The sequence below is a fragment of the Porphyromonas sp. COT-052 OH4946 genome (genome assembly GCF_000765965.1).
In the GTDB taxonomy this organism is placed as follows: Bacteria; Bacteroidota; Bacteroidia; order Bacteroidales; family Porphyromonadaceae; genus Porphyromonas; species Porphyromonas gulae.
Genome location: NZ_JQZY01000022.1, coordinates 1 through 19,496, shown reverse-complemented (window position 1 = coordinate 19,496; position 19,496 = coordinate 1). Strand labels below are relative to the sequence as shown.

Annotated in this window: 14 protein-coding genes and 4 tRNA genes; 3 read left to right on the top strand and 15 right to left on the bottom strand. The window is 48.9% G+C overall.

The genetic code is table 11. The features are described 5' to 3' along the window. Nucleotides 1-262: 262 nt before the first annotated feature. The 5 genes from HQ50_RS08165 to HQ50_RS10850 form a co-directional block, all read right to left on the bottom strand. Entirely contained in the window at nucleotides 263-3,085 is a 2,823-nt protein-coding gene (locus tag HQ50_RS08165) for a T9SS type A sorting domain-containing protein (protein ID WP_039418411.1), read from the bottom strand. 532 nt (nucleotides 3,086-3,617) lie between these two features. After that, nucleotides 3,618-4,211 carry an indolepyruvate oxidoreductase subunit beta gene (locus HQ50_RS08160; RefSeq protein WP_004585221.1) on the bottom strand — a complete coding sequence of 198 codons (594 nt, stop codon included), beginning with the start codon at nucleotides 4,209-4,211 and terminating at the stop codon, nucleotides 3,618-3,620. Between the two features lie 26 nt (nucleotides 4,212-4,237). Next, a complete protein-coding gene (locus tag HQ50_RS08155) occupies nucleotides 4,238-5,845 on the bottom strand; it encodes a thiamine pyrophosphate-dependent enzyme (RefSeq protein ID WP_018966035.1) in 1,608 nt (535 codons plus the stop codon). 76 nt (nucleotides 5,846-5,921) lie between these two features. Continuing rightward, nucleotides 5,922-6,683: an SDR family oxidoreductase gene (locus HQ50_RS08150; RefSeq protein WP_018966036.1), complete on the bottom strand. Its 762-nt coding sequence runs from the start codon at nucleotides 6,681-6,683 to the stop codon at nucleotides 5,922-5,924. Nucleotides 6,684-6,821: 138 nt separating this feature from the next. Then, entirely contained in the window at nucleotides 6,822-6,929 is a 108-nt protein-coding gene (locus HQ50_RS10850) for a DUF1661 domain-containing protein (RefSeq protein ID WP_080637724.1), read from the bottom strand. Between HQ50_RS10850 and HQ50_RS12655 the strand changes: the two genes are divergently transcribed. Further along, nucleotides 6,898-6,990 (top strand): DUF1661 domain-containing protein, encoded by a 93-nt coding sequence (locus tag HQ50_RS12655; protein WP_161780808.1) that lies wholly within the window; start codon nucleotides 6,898-6,900, stop codon nucleotides 6,988-6,990. The two genes, HQ50_RS10850 and HQ50_RS12655, sit on opposite strands and share 32 nt — an antisense overlap. Before the next feature lie 115 nt (nucleotides 6,991-7,105). Here HQ50_RS12655 and HQ50_RS08140 read toward each other — a convergent pair whose 3' ends face one another. The 5 genes from HQ50_RS08140 to HQ50_RS08120 all read right to left on the bottom strand — a co-directional run bounded on the left by HQ50_RS08140 (nucleotide 7,106) and on the right by HQ50_RS08120 (nucleotide 14,855). Beyond that, the gene (locus tag HQ50_RS08140; RefSeq protein WP_081960070.1) at nucleotides 7,106-7,405 is read right to left on the bottom strand and encodes a PG0541 family transporter-associated protein; all 300 of its coding nucleotides are present in this window, start codon (nucleotides 7,403-7,405) and stop codon (nucleotides 7,106-7,108) included. Further along, the gene (locus HQ50_RS08135; RefSeq protein WP_039429611.1) at nucleotides 7,396-10,539 is read right to left on the bottom strand and encodes an efflux RND transporter permease subunit; all 3,144 of its coding nucleotides are present in this window, start codon (nucleotides 10,537-10,539) and stop codon (nucleotides 7,396-7,398) included. Before HQ50_RS08135 ends, HQ50_RS08140 begins: the two co-directional genes overlap by 10 nt. Next, nucleotides 10,536-11,588: an efflux RND transporter periplasmic adaptor subunit gene (locus tag HQ50_RS08130; protein WP_039418485.1), complete on the bottom strand. Its 1,053-nt coding sequence runs from the start codon at nucleotides 11,586-11,588 to the stop codon at nucleotides 10,536-10,538. The genes HQ50_RS08135 and HQ50_RS08130 overlap by 4 nt, the downstream gene beginning before the upstream one ends. Before the next feature lie 44 nt (nucleotides 11,589-11,632). Next, complete coding sequence (locus HQ50_RS08125; protein ID WP_039429620.1) at nucleotides 11,633-13,021, bottom strand: TolC family protein; 1,389 nt, start codon at nucleotides 13,019-13,021, stop codon at nucleotides 11,633-11,635. Between the two features lie 373 nt (nucleotides 13,022-13,394). Beyond that, on the bottom strand, nucleotides 13,395-14,855 hold the full coding sequence (locus HQ50_RS08120; protein WP_039429608.1) for an aminoacyl-histidine dipeptidase: 1,461 nt from the start codon (nucleotides 14,853-14,855) through the stop codon (nucleotides 13,395-13,397). 80 nt (nucleotides 14,856-14,935) lie between these two features. Between HQ50_RS08120 and HQ50_RS08115 the strand changes: the two genes are divergently transcribed. Continuing rightward, nucleotides 14,936-15,151 carry a hypothetical protein gene (locus HQ50_RS08115; protein WP_039418418.1) on the top strand — a complete coding sequence of 72 codons (216 nt, stop codon included), beginning with the start codon at nucleotides 14,936-14,938 and terminating at the stop codon, nucleotides 15,149-15,151. A 32-nt stretch (nucleotides 15,152-15,183) separates the two neighbouring features. Further along, nucleotides 15,184-15,804 (top strand): OmpH family outer membrane protein, encoded by a 621-nt coding sequence (locus HQ50_RS08110; RefSeq protein ID WP_039429606.1) that lies wholly within the window; start codon nucleotides 15,184-15,186, stop codon nucleotides 15,802-15,804. Between the two features lie 178 nt (nucleotides 15,805-15,982). Here the strand turns inward: HQ50_RS08110 and HQ50_RS08105 are convergent, their stop codons facing one another. From HQ50_RS08105 to HQ50_RS08085, 5 genes are all read right to left on the bottom strand, one after another. Further along, nucleotides 15,983-18,466: a TonB-dependent receptor gene (locus tag HQ50_RS08105; protein WP_052074925.1), complete on the bottom strand. Its 2,484-nt coding sequence runs from the start codon at nucleotides 18,464-18,466 to the stop codon at nucleotides 15,983-15,985. A 420-nt stretch (nucleotides 18,467-18,886) separates the two neighbouring features. Then, a tRNA-Gly gene (locus tag HQ50_RS08100) sits at nucleotides 18,887-18,959 on the bottom strand. 48 nt (nucleotides 18,960-19,007) lie between these two features. After that, nucleotides 19,008-19,092: transfer RNA gene (locus HQ50_RS08095), tRNA-Leu, on the bottom strand. A 16-nt stretch (nucleotides 19,093-19,108) separates the two neighbouring features. Then, nucleotides 19,109-19,181: transfer RNA gene (locus tag HQ50_RS08090), tRNA-Gly, on the bottom strand. Between the two features lie 33 nt (nucleotides 19,182-19,214). Then, nucleotides 19,215-19,297 (bottom strand) — tRNA-Tyr (locus tag HQ50_RS08085). Between the last annotated feature and the right edge of the window lie 199 nt (nucleotides 19,298-19,496).

Below are 19,496 nucleotides of genomic sequence, written 5' to 3'. Positions count from 1 at the left end.
ATGAAGATAAGAAAACTTGCAGATTTAGCAAAGATATTCGCAAACTAATTTGCTGAATATCAGAGATTAAAAAGAATTTTAAGGGACGACTAAATAATTGATATTTGCTAAGTTACTCAAACTTAGTGAATGAATGAAGCCCTATCTTGTGAAAGTTGGGGTTTTGTTGTTGCATGAGGAATAAAAAAGGAGGCTGCGCCAAAAATGAATTTTGACACAGCCCCCTCATCGGTTTATGTATTCAAGTTAGAGAAATGGCTCTCTACTTCTTTACGATCTTTTGGTTGACGGGTCCGCTTGCCGTTTGCATAACGAGCATATAGGAGCCGGCTGTCAGCCCTTGAACACTGAATGTCACACCATTGCGGAGGTTGTTCCAAGAACGAACCAGTTTGCCATCCAATGAGTAGAGAGCGGCAGCGTGAACGATATGAGCATTCTTGATGCTGAAACGATCTGTTACAACAGATGGATATGCAACGACAGCATTGTTATTCTCAATCTGTACAACGCTATTCGGAATACCCGATCCCTTATATACCAGTTTTATTTCGTATTCATCGCTCTCTGTCCCATCTGTAACCGAATAAGTTGTGACAGATGGATCCTGTGTACCGATGAATGTTCCGTTCTTATAGATATATATGCCGACCAATTCGGGGAATGGAGCTACGTTCGTTCCCTTAGCATAGGGTTCCTGTACGAGCGACATGTCGATCTTCGGAGCATCGGTATTTACAACCAAATATTTGATAGCCATATAGCCCAAAAGCGAGGGTATTCCGTAGCCTTCGAAAGAAACTCCATTGTTATATGAAATCTTCTTACCGGTGATGGAGAACAAGTTATCCGGGTTTCTTACGTAACGGATAGCACGGTTGATCTTGTACTTATTGGGCATTCTGATACCAGCAAAAAGCATGTGGTCATTATTCACCGGGAATGGCCTATCCAAATCGATCCTCAACCATGTTCCAGGCTGCCAATCGGATGGAGTTGTCACCTTTTGTAATCTTCTGTTTGTGTTGCTCTTGAGGAAGAGGAAGAAAGTAGAGTCCGGAGCGGATGGCATTACATAGACAGCAGCGATAGCAGCCTTTTCCGGATATGTACCGGCCATAAACTTGTCTGCAATGACTACGCCAACGGGAGGATTGGGAGTTTGTGCTGCTGCGGCAGAGACATAGGGCACGTCGAAGGTTTTGAATATATGGTTGGGATTTTCTCCGAATCGGGAAACCAACTGGCTTAAGAAAGGAACTTTCCAGCTTAATGATACTCCTCCTTCGGGGAGAGGCGTTACGGTTGGCTTGAGTTTGGTCTGAATGTCTCCAATGGCAATGTCGGCAGAAGTCTTATCCGTGTCCTTATAAGCTTCGACTCCATCCAGGGGCGAGGGATAAATGAAGCGTGCACTTACTTCGTAGCGAATGATACCGCTACCGATAATGCTTTCATCGATTGGATCCGAATAGGACAATTCCTTTGTCGTAGCTATTTCGGTGCCATCTCGGAATATGTGATATTCGACCTGATAAGATGACGGATATTGATCAGCAGGAACAGCCGTCCAATCCAATTCGACATGATCGCCTTTAGACTGCAACAATAACTGGGGTACAGAAGGCAAAGGCTTATAGCCATCTCTGTATGTGCCGTTGAGAACCATTGTCTGTCCATTATTTTGGGGATCCAGATAGATGTCCATACGGCTTTTATCGCCCTCGGAAGCGTATTTATTCCAATGGCTGTTCATCCTTCCGTAGAACTCTGTCCCACCACAATTGCCGGCGCCCCCGGTCAGTGTACCGACCACGTGCTTATTCTGATTGAAGAGAGAAGAACCCGATGATCCTCCTTCTGTACCTCCTTGATCATATTTGAAATAGAAGTGATCGTTTGTGCCTCCAGATCCGCTGGGGGTGATCCATGTATTCAGGGTCGGAGCTTTCTTCAGGATAGAGATCTTCATAGCATCTCCAGCAGGATGATGAATGCCGGCTCCGCTTGAAGGGATTTCACTCGTGCTGTTCCAACCATTGTAGTAGACGCGATATCGCAGAGGTATTTGGTCGTTGAGTTGCAGCAGGAGACCATCGGATTTGCCTTTGATCGGAAGGAATGCCTTCATGGAAGCTCCGATGATACTGTTGCCACGGAAGATAGCCAATGTACCATTGCTGCATCCTCTTTTTTCATAGTGGAAAGTGAAGATCCACTTATTTAAATCGGATTGTGTTACACCGAAATTGGTCGTTAAGGAAGCACAGTGTCCGGCAGAAATGATCAGCGGGGTAAAGTCTCCCTTTGTATTATTGAGCAGGTTGCCCGAGCACATTGAGATATACGGTCCTTGTACCATAATCATTTGCACCACACCGTTCTTCTCGGTCTGCCAGTCTGCTCCTTCAGGACAATTGATGTTGATTTCGCAGTCCGAATCGGAGTCGTCCTCGCCGATCCCGTAATGTTCATCCGTCACGGGGCGTCCGCCGACTTTGTCGAATATATAGCCTGCGCCGGAGATCTTGATGTAAGGCAAAGCCCCTCCGCGAGGAACTTCGTAATCCATTATAAGTTCGCTTCCGAGTACCGGTTCGGTAGCAAACGCTTCGTTACGGCGATGAGTGGCATTCGTATATGCACCTAACACATTTTCGTGATCGGGCGTATAGATATAGAGGCGTCCACCCTCCGGAATATTGAACGCATCATAGTAGAGTGTAATAGCCTTAGCTCCGTCTAGTTTGAATTGCAGACGGTATACATCTGCTCCTCTGATCGAAGAGATGCGTGTGGCCTTGGATGCAAAGTCCACATCCACGGGTATTACCTGTCCTATCTGTACGGGACGTCCATCTCTTTGAGATTGCCAACGGCTCCGAGCTATCAGGTCTTCAGGATTGAAGTCCGGAGTAAGGCGAACTGTCATTGCATCGTCGAATGAATGCGTTCGTGCTGATTCTGAGGAGAAACTCAAAGGCTCTCCTCCGAAAGAAATTTGTGCAGAAGCAGTTAGCACCGTTGCTATTCCAACGAATGCTGACAACCCTAACTGCAGGAGAAATTTGTGAAACTTCTTCATTTTCTTGTTTGTGTTATGCTTATTCTCTGTTATTTTTCAGTCTGCAATGATACGACAAAAACAGTTTAAAGGCAAAACGCTATAATCCGATTTTTTCTTTGCTGCTTTATCTGTCATAAACGCCATGAATCTCCATAAAGTTTCGATCGCATCGACACCTAATATATATAAGAACAAATAGCAAGACAACCGTTTAATTGTCGGAATCAATGTTGCGGTATCGCAGAAAGACTGTCCCCAAAAGGAAGCCTGAGGACTTTATAGTATTATAGTATCAAGTGTGGAGGCTTATAGTATCGAGTGCAAAGACCTCGTCGTAGGAAGTCGCAAGAGAAGGCTCTGTCATCAAAAGACGAGAGATATTCCGCGAGAAACTGATTCAAAAAGATAGAGGGTATGCTAAAATCGTTTGATCACGATTTTCACACACCCTCTTTCCTTATGCCCAAAGAGCATGATGCATCCTTTTCTTATTTCACTTGAATGGGTAAGGAAAAGTTCGGTAAAAAGGAGGGACTCCCTCTTCTACCCTTTATTTCCCTGCTGCGTATCGGAGGGCGAACTCTCGTCCCGCATTCAGTGCCTTGAGGTTCATATCCACCACCTCTTGTCCTTTGCGGCTGAAAATAGCTTCGATACCGCCTGCCAGATAGTCGAAAGGAATCTCGATAAAGGGAGAAGCGGCACCGAGCATCACGAAGTTGGAAGCACGGACATTGCCTACCTCATCACGGGCGATGCTGTCCGCATCGATCAGAACGTGGTGGGGAAGAGATTCGATCTTGGAGATAACTGACGTAGTCTCGGGATAGTTCGGGATGTTGATAAACGGAACCGTATTGGTCACCACATAACCGTCAGGCTTCAAATAAGGAAGATAGCGCAATGCTTCCATCGGCTCCACGGAGAGGATAAGATCCGCTCCCCCGATAGGAATCAGGTCAGAGTAAATGGGTGCATCCGACAGGCGCAGGAAAGACTGTACGTCGCCACCTCGCTGGCTCATGCCGTGGGTTTCGGCCTGCTTCAAATACAAATTGTTGGTCAGAGCAGCCGAACCGATAGCTGCTGCAATGGACAAAATGCCTTGGCCTCCGACACCGGCCAAAATAATATCTGTTTTCATTTCTTTATTTCCTCCTACTTCAATGGTTATTCCTTGGCCTTTGCACGTTTGACAGCTTTGGCATCGCGAGCATGCTTTTGGATGCAGACGCGACGGGGAATGATGACGGATACACCCTCATAGTTGATTTCCTCCCGAATGATGCTGCATAGTTCGTCATGTTTCTTGGGTACGGGCAACAGCTCCTTGATGTGATCCGGATCCACTCCGATACCGCGACAGATGGCCTCTACCTTGCCGTATGCAGACGAATGCTGACCTCCGGTCATGGAGATTGATTCATTGTCGGAGATAATCACCGTAATGTTGCTATTCTCATTGACGGCATCAAGAAGACCCGTTATCCCGGAATGTGTGAAAGTAGAGTCGCCGATTACAGCCACAGCAGGGAACAGGCCGGCATCGGCAGCCCCTTTGGCCATCGTGATAGATGCCCCCATATCCACACAGGAATTGATGGCTTCATAAGGAGGCAAAGCACCAAGTGTATAGCATCCGATATCGGAGAAGACGCGTCCGTTGGGATATTCTGTAAGAACCTCGTTCAACGCATCGTACACATCGCGATGGCTACAGCCTTTGCACAAGGCAGGCGGGCGTGCTGCAACGAGATCGGGGATAGGTTCTCCCTCTACGACCGGTATATTGAAAGCTTTTGCCACATGATCCGGATTCAACTCTCCATCACGGGGCAATGTGCCATCGAGACGACCTTTGATCCGCTCCAAACCGGGGAAACCCTTCAGCAGCTGCTCCACTACAGGATAGCCTTCTTCCATGACTACGATGTCACCGCATTCGTTGAGCAATCGCTCCATCTGCTTGTGAGGAATAGGATATTGCGTCACCTTGAGGACAGGGTAAGGCACCTGAGCCTTGAAAGCCTCCATCAGGTAGTTGTATGCGATACCGCATGCCACTATACCCTTGGACTTATCAGCGGCATCGATATATTCGGTATAGGGCGAGTTCTCGGACTCCCGTACGAAATCGGTCTGCTTGTCGAGGAGGATTCTGTATCTTTTCTTGGCAATACCGGGAAGCAATACGTACTGGCGTTTGTCTTCCGGCAGGTGCAATCCGTTCTCCCCGATCGGCTCGGTCGGAACGACACCGGCACGAGAGTGAGCCAGACGAGTCGTAATACGCATCATGACGGGGGTACCCAAACGTTCGGAAAGGTCGAAGGCAAGGCGCGTCATGTCGTAAGCTTCCTGTTGGTTGGATGGCTCCATCACAGGAATCATGGCAAACTGTCCATACACGCGGGAGTCTTGTTCGTTCTGGGATGAGTGCATAGAGGGGTCGTCGGCAGCAACGATCACCATACCGCCGTTGGCACCCGTGATGGCAGCATTCATAAAGCAGTCTGCCGCTACGTTCATCCCCACATGCTTCATACATACGAGAGCGCGTTTGCCTGCGTAGGACATACCGAGGGCCGATTCCATAGCGGTCTTTTCGTTTGCCGCCCATTCCCGATGGACATTTCTTTCCTTAGCCATCCGAGAGTTTTGGATATGCTCGGTGATTTCCGTAGAGGGAGTACCGGGATAGGCATATACACCGGATATGCCTGCATCCAAAGCAGCTTGGGCTATAGCTTCTACCCCCAACAACAATTGTTTTTGCATAATGATATTCCTTTTTATAATGTGATAACTATATCTATAACCAAACAAATACGACTATCGTTTGGTCGCTTTGTGATCAAATTTGCTTGAAAAAGTGTCCGCTGCCTGCTTGTGCCTTCGGCATCACTACCATATCGTTGATGCAGATATTGTCGGGCAGGTTTAGCACGGACGCTATGCATTCCGCTATGTCGCTTGCACAGAGAGGCGTGAAGCCCTTGTACACAGCATCGGCCTTGGCCTGATCATCATGGAAGCGCACCAGCGAAAACTCCGTCTCCACTGCTCCGGGGCAAATCTGTGTGACTTTGATGCCATAAGGAAGCATATCTATACGCATCGCCTTCGAAAGAGCATCTACGGCATGCTTCGTGGCACAATAGACATTGCCGTTGGAGTATACTTCCTTGCCGGCAATAGACCCGATATTGATGATATGTCCGCTGCCACGGGCTATCATACCCGGACTGATTGTGCGAGTTACGTAGAGGAGTCCTTTGATATTGGTGTCTATCATACGTTCCCAGTCTTCAATGTCACCGGACTGTATGGGGTCGAGTCCCGCTGCCAAACCGGCATTATTGACAAGGACAGAAACAGACTGCCAAGGATCAGGCAAATTGCCCAAATGGGTCTCCACTTCTTCACGACTGCGGACATCGAAAGAGAGCGGCAGTATTTCGATCGGGTATTCTGCTCTTATTTCATCGGTTATGCTTTGCAGCCGGTCGGAACGTCGTCCCGTGATGATAAGGTTATAGCCGAGCGAAGCCAGGCGGCGAGCCGAAGCTGCACCGATGCCGGAGGTGGCTCCGGTGATTAACGCGATAGGGTTCATTATTGTTTGTAAGGTTGTACCGAAAAGTCGTATTCGGATTTCGTTCCCCCAAAAGTACAAAAAAGAGAGCGTCTGATATGATTAAATTGTGTCCGATTTGTGGGGGAATCCTATGTCGGATAGAGCCTGCTGTCTACATCAAGGCGTTTCGAACCGGAAATGATCTGATTGCGGCGCGTAATTCCTGGAAAAGTGGCGCGAGAACTTTTTCGTTTTGGCGCGAGAATTTTTTACTTCCCGGACCAAAAGAAAAAAGTTCTCGCGCCATGTTTTGCGGGACTGTAAACGGAAAGATTCCGGAGCGTAAATCAGCCGAATGTGAGATGGGAGGGCAAGGCAAGACAATAAAAAAGGACTGCACCCAAACCTTATTGGATGCAGTCCCCATATACTAAGGAGATGGAAGTCGAGAGGCTCTCCGATCAGATTGTTTGCTCGATATTCCAAACAAAGGCTCGAAGTCCCTGATCCGGAGTGGCGGCATCGAGGATACGCAGAGTGTCTAATATGGTTTTCACTTTCTCCGAAGGACAAACCATCATGAGGGCTCCATTGAGTGTAGGCCATGCATGAGTGCCCAAATGAGGCTCGCCCGTGTCGCTACCGCAACCGCGGACAGTCTCCCAATAGGTATATCCTTTGAGATTGTGTCGGCCCAGCAATCGAATGATAATATCGTGATAAGCCTGATTATAGGTGATGAAAATCATTTTCAGTTCCATACTCTGCTCTTGTTTTCTTTTTTTGTATACTTCTTAGCCAGCAGTCTACGCTGTCTTCTCATACCGTTGGAGGCAAATACGGCATAAACAGTCGGGACGATAATGAGCGTAATCAGCGTGGAGACGGACAGACCCCACGCCACAGTAACCCCCATCGGCTGCCAGAGTTCGGACCCTTCTCCGATTCCGATGGCCATGGGCACCATACCCAATATGGTAGTCAGGGTAGTCATAAGCACAGGACGCAGACGTGAGCGGCCGGCTCGTACTACAGCAGAGAGAATGCCCATACCACGCTCGCGACAGAGGCGGGTGTAATCGATGAGCACAATACCGTTCTTTACCACGATACCCATGAGCATAATCAGACCGATAAAGGACATAGCACTGAAAGTGGTATTGGTAATGATAAGACCGGCTATGACTCCCGTGAAAGCAAAGGGTATGGAAAACATGATCACGAAAGGATCGACGAGACTCTCGAACTGTGCCGCCATGACGATAAAGACGAGTATGACGATCAGCAGCATGAGGGTACTCAAGTCTGCAAATGTCTTCTGTTGATCCTCGTATGTACCGCTGATTTTGTAGTCCACTCCGTCGGGAATCTCCAGCTGTGCAATTTTTTCTTTAGCCACTTCGACCAAATCGCTCAATGCAGCTCCTTTGACAGCCGTGGAAGCTACGGTAACGACACGCTGACGATCCTTGCGCTCAATGGTAGGAGGAGTGTACAATTCTTCTATGCTGCCCAGTTCTCCCAGGCGAATACCTCTGCCCTGAGGCGTATAGATGAGGATGTTTTCCAAATCCCTCAATGATCGTCGGAACTCAGGTGCCAGGCGCACGCGAATATCGTACTCGTCGCCTTCTTCACGATAGGTAGATGCCACACTGCCATTGACACGGTTGCGCAGGAACATGGCAGCCGTGGTGCTGTTCAATCCGTTTTCGGCCAATTTGGTACGATCAAATACGAATTGATACTCCGGTACGTAGTCTTTTCGGCTGATTATCGCTTGGGCACATCTGCCATCCTCTTTCATCAGACGACTGAATCTCTCTGCGAGATCGCCCATTTTATTGAAGTCATAGCCGTATATATCCAGATTTACTGTGGGTTGTCCACCCATACCGCCACCGCTTCCGCCCGGAGTGACCTTATAATTGTCAATCTCAGGATAGTCGGCCAGCATGATGCGCATTTGGTCGGCCACTTCATTCATGGAGCGTTTTCTCTCATCGCGTCCGGTAAGACCGATATGGAAAGTGATGATATTCGTGCCATTGTCCTGCATGGCGGCAAACATGCTGGATGCTTCGGCCTGACCGACACTAAAGCTCGTCCTGTCGATTTCAGGTATTTCGTTCTCCCATCTGTCGATCATACGAAGAGCAAAAGCGCGTGGCAGATTGACTCCTGTGCCTACCGGATATTCTGCCTGAATCTGGATATAGCCGTTGTCGGACTGAGGGAAGAATTCGGTTTTGAGCAGTGGCGTCATCATCAGACTTGCTGCAAAAATGATAAAAGCACTGACTATCGTAACGGCTCTGTGTCTCACTGTCCAATTCAAGAAACGCTCATATACTCGATCTACCGAATCGAGAAAGCGTTCGATCGGAGCAAAGAGCTTTTGTTGCAGCCGCCCTTGTTTTTTGTCGCGCTGAAGCAACTGCGAACAGAGCATCGGCGTCAGACTGAGAGCAGCTACCGTAGAGATAATCATGATGATACTCACGATCCAACCCAACTGACGGAATAGGATACCCGTAAGCCCCTGAATCATTGTCAGTGGGAGGAATACGGCCAGCATCGTCAGTGTGGAAGCTATGACGGAGATCCCCACTTCGTTCGTGCCATGTATGGCTGCCTGCTTGGGATAGCTGCCCCGTTCTATGTGGGTTGTTACATTTTCGAGTACCACGATGGCATCGTCCACCACCATACCGATAGCGATAGAGAGGGAGCTGAGAGAAATGATATTCAACGTATTGCCTGTAGCCATCAGGTAGATAAAGGAGGCAACCAGTGAAATAGGGATCGTCAAACCGATGATAAATGTGGCACGCCATCGTCCGAGGAAGAACAGAACCACAAGGATAACGATCACGAACGTAATAGCAATCGTATCGCGCAGACTATTGATCGTATTGACGATGTTGTCCGAAGTGTCGAAAATGGTGCCCAGCTTCACGTCCGAAGGGAGCGAAGCCTGTATCTCGGGTAGAGCATCATAGACCGCACGGGAGATAGCCACAGAATTGGCTCCGGACTGCTTGTTGATCATGATCATAGCCCCACGCACATTGTTGTTGTAGCTCTCCTGTTCGTTTTCGGCATGTGTATCCTCCACACGAGCCACATCGCTCAGATAGACGTTGCGACCACCCATGCTGGCTACTACGATTTGGTTCAGCTGGCGTACATCGGCAAACTCACCCTGTACGCGGATCGAACTCGTCTTATTGCCCAAATCGATCAGACCGGCCGGCACATTCTTGTTCTCGGCCGATATGATTTGGCTCACAGCCTCCACGGTCAGGTTGTATGCTTCCAGTTTCGCCGGATCGCAGTACACCTGTATTTCCCGCTTCACAGTACCCATAATGCTCACCGCACCTACACCATCGAGGCGTGCCAGAGCATTCGTGACCTTGTCTTCGAGGATCTTCGACAGGGCCATCGTACTCTCTTTGGCCTGCACGGATAGCATGGTGATGGGAATATCATCGGTGCCGAACTTGAAGATCATCGGTTTGTTCACATCGTCGGGCAGGAAATTGGAGACGGCATCGAGCTTGTCGCGCACATCATTGGTAGCCACTTCGATGTCCACACCTTCATTGAACTGGAGCGTGATGACGGAAGCATTCTCCCGGCTCTTCGAAGTAATGTGCTTGAGATTGCTGACCCCGTTGAGCGTATTCTCCAAGACCTTCGTAACGTTGTTCTCTATGTCCGATGCACTGGCTCCGGCATAGGAGGTCACGACCATGATATTACTCGTCTCGATCTTGGGATACAAGTCTATGGAAAGACGACTCAGTGAGAATAGCCCGAAAATAGCTATCGCCACGAATATCAATATGGTTGTGACCGGCTTTTTTACAGCCGATTCGTATATACTCATAGTTTGCTCTGTTCTTTAATTCTGACGGACTGACCATCCATGAGGTTGTTCATACCGGCCGTAACCACTGTCTCTCCCACATTGAGACCTTCGATGATCTCATAGCTATCGTTTTGTCTGGCTCCGACCTTCACCATGCGGCGGACAGCCTTTCCTTTTTCCACTACAAACACATAGAATTCACCACTGCCTACCTGTTTTACTACGGCCAAATCCTCCACCATAATGGCTGACTTCTGGCCGAAATCGAGATTTACTCGGGCATACATACCCGGCCGAAGCTGTTGATCTCTGTTGGCAATCTGTATCTCCACGCCGATCGTATGCGTAGAAGCATCCACGGCGGGATAGACCAGGGAGATCTTGCCTTCGAAGATTTGTCCTTGAAGGGCATCTACCGTAATAGTGGCAGGCATACCCTTTTTCAGGCGAGAGAAATACTGTTCGGAGACATCGATGCGGAGCTTTACGGGGGCTATCTGTTCTACCACATATATAGGTCTTGTGGGAGAAGCCATATCGCCGCTATCATAATTGCGTGCGGTAATCACACCTGATATAGGGCTTCGGAGCACGGTGTTCTCCAGCAGATTGTTGTATGTAGTTTCGGCTACGTCGAGCTGCGTCTTGAGTGCATCCCACTGCTGTTTGGCTATGCCGCCTATTTTGTACAGCTCATCCATACGTTGGAAGTTGGTGCGCGTATTCTCCAGCTGTACTTTGGCTTGGGTCAGTTGGCTCCGGTCCAGTTCGGCGAGCACCTGTCCGCGTCCCACTCTATCACCTACTTCGGCCGTAAGGCGTACGATCCTATTGCCCATCTGGGGAGTAATGTTGTTGGTCACTTCTGCCCGGACGGTGGCTGTGAAGCTCAGTATTTCATTCAGCGTGTCGGTCTTCACTATAGTTGTTTCCACCAATTTGGCTGCCATAGATGCCGAATCTGCAGCAGACGGCCGGCTCTCTTTCTTGCCATTGCAGCCCGTGAGAGTAAGAAATGGCAGGATTATGAGGAGGATAGCCCTGCCCAGTGTTTTCGATCTTTTCATATTTATCATACAGGTGTATTTTGTTACTATTTACTTTTTAATGCTCATTGTTCGGGAATCCCCATTCCGTTCATCTTGTCCAGTTCGGCCTTTGCAATCATGAAGTCAAATATGGCCTGATTATAATTGAGCCGAGCCTGCAAAAGAGCCACATCGGCATCGTTGAGTTCGACGAGAGTGCCTTCGCCGGTCTGATAGCGTTTCTCTGCTATCTGATAGCCCTTTTCTGCGCTTCGGACAGCCTCTTCCGAGGCTACAAATCTCTGCATACAGGTACGCAGACGGTCATTTTGATTCTTGATTCCCATTCGGATGGATTGCTCTATGTGGCGTCGTTGCAGATCGATCTGACGGATCGACAAGGAACTTTGCTTTACGTTATACAGACGCTTGCCTCCATTGAAAATAGGGATATTCAGGCTGAGCGATATGGTGGAGAAAGGCGTCCAGCGTTGTCCTTCGCCCCAGAACTTGAAGTCGTTGCTGTTGAGTGAATAGGTGTATTGCCCTCCCAGATTGAGTGTAGGCAGGAAGCTGTACTTATTCAGCTTGTCTGCACTGACAGCCAGACGACGCTGTATGTCGAGCTGACGTAGGGAGGAGTTGTTGGAAATAAGCGTATCGGCAGCAAAATAGCCGGTATAAACCTGTTCTTTATAGTTAGACAATGAGCCTGAGAGTCTGATCGGAGTCTCCACTTCCATACTCATCAGTACCTTGAGCTGCCAGAGAGCAAGGGCTACGGAATTCTGCGCTTGCAGGAGGTTAGGCTCGATGTTGCGTACCTGTACATTGGCGCGAATCTTGTCATACTCGGCCACAAGTCCACGGTCGAATTTGTCGGATATGTTCTTATAATTGGCCAAAGCATTGTCATAGCTGCGCTTGAATACGCTATAAGAGTCCTCAGCCAACAGCACACCGAGATAAGCCTTCTTTACCTCTGCTACCAAATCGATTCGGGAGCTGCGAGCTTTCTCCAGAGCCAGATCGAGTTGTTCACCCGTCATGGCTATGCTTTTCCAAAGCTGTGCCGATACCAAAGGCATGGAGACATTCAGACTTCCTTGCGTATTGTGTGTACGCCCCACTTCGATACCATCGCCACTACTGAAGCCGGGCATATCTATATATAAGACCTGCTTCTTCAGCGTATAGCTGTAAACGCCATTGAGGTCTACTTTCGGAAGGAGATCGGCACGTGCTGCTCTGCGTGCATATTCCTGTTTGCGTACATCCATATCGGCCACTTTCACTGTGGCATTCTCACTGAGAGCGATCCGAAGCACATCGGCTTCGGAGAGTACAATGGTATCCGTATCGTACAATACCGTCTTTTCGGAGGCGTTTTGTGCTACAGTCCGATTCATCGATACAAACCAAAGTACCAACCCTACGAAGATGTAGGGCCAATGATTTGAAAACCTGTTCATAGATGCTTGTCTATATTCATCGTTTGGTATGCTATCCATCTGCCTGCAAAGAGAAGTAAATCGGCTCTACATGCTGCCCACCCTATAGGCTTTATGCGGTTTCCCTTTTCATTCTGAGATAGAAAACGGGCAAACAGACCAATACAAAGAAACGATAAAAAGGTCGAACTACAGTATACAATTCAGTCTTTTTTATATGTCAATAGTACATTATCGTCCCACAAGTTCCACCTACATACTGATAAAATAATATGTATGCCTTTCTTATGGTTGTCCTATAATATGAAAAGGGTGTGCCAAAATCGTCTCTTTTAGATTGCGATTTCAACACACCCTTCTGGGTTATTCTCCGGAGGAAAAATTCCGGCTTGTTTTATTTGGCTGCGGGGATATGTTTCAGTATATCGACCAAGTGATCCCACCAAAGTTGAACCGTCTTGATTTCGATCTTCTCTACGGGAGAGTGTACATCTCGGAGAGTAGGACCGAATGAAACCATATCGAGGTAGGGGTACTTATCCAGGAAGAGACCACATTCCAAACCTGCGTGGATTGCTTTTACAGCAGGCTTGCGGCCGAAAACGCGCTCGTACGATTCGGATGCCGCTTTCAAAATCGGCGAATCGGGATTGGGTTTCCAGCCGGGGTACGGATCGCGGAAGCTGATTTTAGCACCGGCAAGTTCGAATACGGATGCCACTGTATTGGCTATATCGCTGATAAGAGATGATGTCGAGCTTCTTTGGCTGGTCTCCACATAGATCTTATCATCTTCTTTCATCTTTACAGAAGCCAAGTTTGAAGACGTTTCTACCAAACCTTCGATATCATGGCTCATGCCATAAACACCGTGAGGGCAAGCATATAGAGCGCGAACAAGACGACGCTTCGTGTCACAATCGATACGGTATGCAGGCTTTTCTGCCGATTTCATTTCGAGCTTCACACCCGGATCTACACGCTTGAGTTCGTCCTCCACTGCAGCAGCAAGTTCGTTCAGGATAACTCGTGCGCGCTCTTTCTGATCAGCCTTCAGTCCGATAACAGCATGAGCTTCGCGCGGAATGGCATTGTGCAGGTTTCCTCCTTGGAAAGAACACAGCTTCCAATCCAATTCGCGCTCAAGAGCATAGAGATAGCGAGTCAGAATCTTGTTGGCATTGCCGAGGCCGATGTGAATCTCACCGCCGGAATGACCGCCTTTGAGGCCGCTGACTTTTACCTCGAAGTAGAGATAGTCATCAGTCGTTTCACGTTTTTCGTACGCAAATTCGGCCATGGTTCCCATACCTCCGGCACATCCGATGAAGAGTTCGCCCTCATCTTCGCTGTCGAGGTTGAGCAGGATCTTTCCATTGAAAAATCCGGGCTTTAGGTTCATGGCACCGGTCATACCCGTCTCTTCGTCCATCGTGAAGAGGCATTCGATCGGGCCGTGCTCTATATCGTCAGAATCCAAAATGGCCAATTCGGCAGCACAACCGATACCGTTGTCGGCACCAAGTGTAGTACCATCAGCGCGTAGCCATTCACCATCGATAATCGTGCGGATGGGGTCGTTTTCGAAGTCATGAATCTTGTCGGCATTTTTCTCGCACACCATATCCATATGGCTCTGAAGGATGACCGTTTCGAGGTGTTCGTATCCGGGTGTTGCCGGCTTCTCAATTACGAGATTGCCTACCTCGTCTGTACGATATTTGAGGTTGCGATCTTCTGCAAATTTCACAAGGTAAGCCAGGATCTTCTCTTCTTTCTTGGAAGGACGTGGCACTTGAGTGATTTCGTGGAAAAACTTCCACACTTTAGTGGGTTTGAGATCTGTAATGTTCATTGTTATTACTATGAGTTATTAGATGTGCTTCTCTGTGGGTAAGAAAGTCTTACCTTTGTATTCCGCAAATATAGCAATAAATGACTACAATTCTTTTGGCTTCTCTCTTGTTGGTAGGACTGGCTTTTGTCCTGTTGGGCATACGTGTGTTTTTCCGTCGTGGCGGGAAGTTTCCCGGTACCCATGTAGGCAGCAACAAGGCAATGCAAGACAGAGGGATCGGCTGCCATACGGCACAGCACTTCGAAGCCCAACATCACCGCAATCTCGAAGATCGAATCAAGGAACTCGAATAATAACGAAACAAAAAAACATATCCCATTCACAAATGAAACAGATCCATTATGTCATCGAGGCTGTACTGGCCGTTGCCATTATCATCCTCTTCATTATGATGCCGCGTTCGTCCGCATCAAAAGCCAAGACAACGAATCCTAAGGCAGAACAAGCTGCCGCTACTCTGCCTATTGCTTTCGTAAGGATGGATAGCTTGGCCTCGCAATACGAATACTATCGCGACATCAACAAACAGCTTGCAGCTGAAGCAGAGCAGAACCAAAGGACTTTGGCAACCAAGATGACTGCCATGCAGAAAGCTGCAGAAGACTTTCAGCGCCGCTTGCGTATAAATGCATTCACCAGTGAAGATGCTGCCCGAGCAGAACAGGAGAAAATTCTGAAGATGCAAGAAGAAGGCCAAAGGTTAGAACTCAGCATGACGCAAAATCTGGCCAACAAACAGGCGGAAGCTAATGATAAAATGTACCGCATAGTACGCGAACAAGTGAGCGAAATGAATAAGGACGGTAAATACCGCTATATACTTACCAACGTAGGTCTTGAAAACTTGCTGTATGCAGACAGCACGCTGGACATCACCGACGATGTGGTGAAATTCCTAAACGATCACTATCGCAAAGAGATCAAGGGCAAAACCACAGCAGAATAAAGAGAGAAAATCCTCTTGTTGCGCCATCATTGGAGCTGCGCCGAAATGGAAGTTTCGGCGCAGCTCTTTTTGTTTTTGATCAGAAAGATATTCCGATTTCTGTCGAATCCTCGTTAGAAAGCTCCCTATACGATCGGCCAATTATCGGGCAGAGCATCCATCAGTGTGTATGGAACCTTTAGAATTCGACGAGGAGACGCAGATTGAACTGGCGACGTGTCAGGTAGTTCGGTACGGCGTATTGCTGTTGGTAGGCATCCGACACCCAGTAGTAAGAATTGACGTTGGTCATGTCGAACAGATTGAAGAGGTCGGCTCCTATGTAGGCCCCTTTTACTCCTGTTAGCCATTTGCTCCGGCGAGCAAAGGAGTCGTCCGGATCGAGCCATTTGTACATTACCCCCAGATCGACGCGCTTATAGGCCGGCGCGGTAAAGGCCGGTGAGCTAAGTCCTTTGCTCGGATTGAGCTGTGGCAATCCTCCGCTCAGTGCAGCTCGCAGGGTAGCTGTGATGCGTTTGTTGCCCGGCACGTACTCCTGAAGGAAGAAGGAGAAGTTGTAAGCAGGGGCATTCATCAGAGGTAGCGAACCGTAGCCATCCAGTTTCTGACGGGCTTTGATAATGGAAGCCGTCAGCCACGAGTCCACTCCGGGTACCAGTTCGCCGAATAGCTTCAGATCGATACCCGCAGCATAACCCGAACCGATGTTTTCGCCCAGATAGCGGATCTTCACGTTCTCTATTATATAGGGGTTGATGTTGAATAGACTCTTGTAGTAAGCCTCTGCCGTAAACTTGTACTTACGCCCACCCATTTCGAAAGTATAGTCCGCCCCTGCGAGAATGTGAAAAGCTCCCTGAGAGCGAATCTTCTCGTTGAGGACAACCACGTTATTGCCTTCGGCATCCTTATGTGTCTGCCTTAGCTCTTTGTAGAACGGTGCCTGATAATAAAGTCCGGCAGCTGCACGCAGTACCAAAGCCGGGTTGCTTTCGGGAGAATAACCCATGCTGATACGTGGGCTGACGAGCAATTCCTTGTTGAAGCTCCACCACGAAGCTCTGATACCCGGAATGAGAGAAAATGTACCTCCTCCCATGCTGAAGTTGAATCGATCCTGTACGAATGCCGACAGACGCGTTCCCTTCATCTCCGTATCGGCAAATAGATTGTTGTACATCAGCAATACGCTCTCCGAGTGGGGTAGGTTGTACCCTACCGAATCCCTCCGCTCCCATTCGCTGATATGGTCGGCTATTTTCTCCATCTGTGCCGATACGCCCGCTTGCAGGCGGTGCTTCTCGCTCAGCTTTATCTCCCCTCTGTAACCCATGTTCAGCACGCGGTAGTTCAGCCTGTTGCGTGCATGCTCGTGATTGCGCCCGATGCCCAGGCCGTTAGAGCTCTCCGAGTCCGAAGCTGTCGAAGCAGTTCCATCCGCCCCCAGCTGCACATCGTTCAGGAAGTATTCTCCCAGAATATCGTAGGTCTCTCGTTCGCTACTGTTGAAGGCAGAGAGCGTAACCGTATGCCGCTGTTTGTCGTCCGGTACGAAGTTCATGCTGAATGCACCGAAGTAGGTGAGGAAACGATCCTGTTCCTGCCCGTCGAAAAATATCTTCAGCTTTTTGGCATCGCTCAGTGTGCCGAAGCTCGTCTCGCGTGTCTGGGGGATAAATTTGTAGCGTGTTTGCGAGATGTTGCCGAGGAAACTGACCGATAGATTGGGATTGAAGCGGTACGTCATGAATGTCTGTCCGTCCGCGTAGATCGGATCGTATTCGGCTTTCGTGTCAGTAGTGCCCAAGAGCGATTTGGCACTCTTGTAGCGTACGCCCGTGATCTGGCTGAAAGCTCCGGCACTGCTGCCATAGTAGGCACTCGATTGAAGCATGCCGAGGAGTACTGCCCCCTCTCTCTCCTGTGGCTGCTTGTAGCGAATGTCCAGTACGGAGGACATCTTGTCGCCGTAGTCGGCGGTGAATCCACCGGCGGAGAACTGTACGGACTGTGTCAGATCCGGATTGACGAAGCTCAAGCCTTCCTGCTGCGCCGAACGAACCAGCAGTGGGCGATAGACCTCCACTCCGTTCACGTACACCATATTCTCATCGTAGCTTCCTCCGCGAACCGAGTATTGCGAGCTTAGCTCATTGTTCTGCGTTACTCCCGCATAGGTGCTGATGAGCGATTCCACTCCTCCCGTAGGCCCCGCATTGACGCGAATGTCACGCGTATTGACGCGCTCCATCGTGTTGAGCCTGCGTTTTGTGGCCTGTACCGTCACGCTCGAAAGCTCCATTTCGGCCTCTGCCAGACGGACGTTCAGCCGAGTGTCCTTGGTCAGGGACGGAAGGCTGCGGCTTACCCCCTGATAGCCCATGGAGCTGAACTCGATGGTGACGCTGTCCGTCATGGCCTTCATCCGAAACTCATAGTACCCTTTCAGATTCGTCGTTGCACCAGTTCCCGTGCCACGTACTTTGACGCCGGCGAAGGGGATCGGCTTGTCCCCACGGTCGAGGACATAGCCCGACACTCTGACGCTCTGCGCCATAGCTGCCTGGATGCACACCAGACAGGATAGCAGGATGAATGACAATCTGTATATACCGTTGGACTTCATATGCTTGTTCTTTCGGGGAATGACTTCCTTCATGATCTATTAACGTATGGGGCGGGGAAAATCGTTTGTCCCTTCCTCTTTCTTTTCCACCAAAATGGAACCGAAATTCCATCGTAACAAAAGTAATACCTAAAGAGGTTCGAAACCAACGATCCCCGAAAAACCTCAGTCCGCATGTCATAATGACACAGGATAAAAGGCTTGATAAAGAAGTTTTTGGATTGATCCCAAGAGAAGCCCTCGGGGCGATATGTGTCTCTGCCGACAATTTCGGAAAGGAACGCTTTCGGTGCCCGACTCTCTACGAATACGATAGACGCAAAAGAATCTACCCAAAGGCAAATAGAAAAATAGGTGGGGGAAGAAAATGTGAGGGGAAAAGGAGATGAATCGACTTTGGGGGAAATTACAAGACCTGTAGTTTTAGATGCTCCCTTATCGCTTTCGAAGTTGAGCGGAAGACGGGACTCGAACCCGCGACCCTAACCTTGGCAAGGTTATGCTCTACCAACTGAGCTACTTCCGCAGTCTATCCCGAAATAGTACTTCGGCAGAAAAAGAAAACGAAACCACGTACCCGGAGCGGGACTTGAACCCGCACAGCCGATAATGGCCAAAGGATTTTAAGTCCTTCGTGTCTACCATTCCACCATCCGGGCCCCTGATTTCAAAAAGAGCGGAAGACGGGGCTCAAACCCGCGACCCTCAGCTTGGAAGGCTGATGCTCTATCGACTGAGCTACTTCCGCGACCTTAACGCTTGTCTTTGCAAAAGCGAAGAGTGGGCAGTGATGGATTCGAACCACCGAAGGCGTAAGCCAGCTGAGTTACAGTCAGCCCCATTTGGCCACTCTGGTAACTGCCCATTGCTCTTTTGCGATTGCAAAGGTAGAAACAAAATCCAATTACGCAATAGTTCGTTCGGCAATTTTTTTCTGCCGCACGTTTACGAACCGGAAAAACGTCTGACGTGTACTGAAAAAAGTTGACAGTTGGCGGGATGCAACCAGTATCCATTATGGGCAAACATTTAAGCAACTTTGAACGCCTTGCCATCCTAGAGG

What these genes read in the sequence shown, in the direction of transcription:
- HQ50_RS08155 (WP_018966035.1), bottom strand. Translation starts at nt 5,845, where the DNA reads ATGCAAAAACAATTGTTGTTGGGGGTAGAAGCTATAGCCCAAGCTGCT.
- HQ50_RS08140 (WP_081960070.1), bottom strand. Translation starts at nt 7,405, where the DNA reads ATGGAACTGAAAATGATTTTCATCACCTATAATCAGGCTTATCACGAT.
- HQ50_RS08130 (WP_039418485.1), bottom strand. Translation starts at nt 11,588, where the DNA reads ATGAAAAGATCGAAAACACTGGGCAGGGCTATCCTCCTCATAATCCTG.
- HQ50_RS08115 (WP_039418418.1), top strand. Translation starts at nt 14,936, where the DNA reads ATGACTACAATTCTTTTGGCTTCTCTCTTGTTGGTAGGACTGGCTTTT.
- HQ50_RS08110 (WP_039429606.1), top strand. Translation starts at nt 15,184, where the DNA reads ATGAAACAGATCCATTATGTCATCGAGGCTGTACTGGCCGTTGCCATT.
- HQ50_RS08160 (WP_004585221.1), bottom strand. Translation starts at nt 4,211, where the DNA reads ATGAAAACAGATATTATTTTGGCCGGTGTCGGAGGCCAAGGCATTTTG.
- HQ50_RS08135 (WP_039429611.1), bottom strand. Translation starts at nt 10,539, where the DNA reads ATGAGTATATACGAATCGGCTGTAAAAAAGCCGGTCACAACCATATTG.
- HQ50_RS08150 (WP_018966036.1), bottom strand. Translation starts at nt 6,683, where the DNA reads ATGAACCCTATCGCGTTAATCACCGGAGCCACCTCCGGCATCGGTGCA.
- HQ50_RS08125 (WP_039429620.1), bottom strand. Translation starts at nt 13,021, where the DNA reads ATGAACAGGTTTTCAAATCATTGGCCCTACATCTTCGTAGGGTTGGTA.
- HQ50_RS08105 (WP_052074925.1), bottom strand. Translation starts at nt 18,466, where the DNA reads ATGAAGGAAGTCATTCCCCGAAAGAACAAGCATATGAAGTCCAACGGT.
- HQ50_RS08165 (WP_039418411.1), bottom strand. Translation starts at nt 3,085, where the DNA reads ATGAAGAAGTTTCACAAATTTCTCCTGCAGTTAGGGTTGTCAGCATTC.
- HQ50_RS08120 (WP_039429608.1), bottom strand. Translation starts at nt 14,855, where the DNA reads ATGAACATTACAGATCTCAAACCCACTAAAGTGTGGAAGTTTTTCCAC.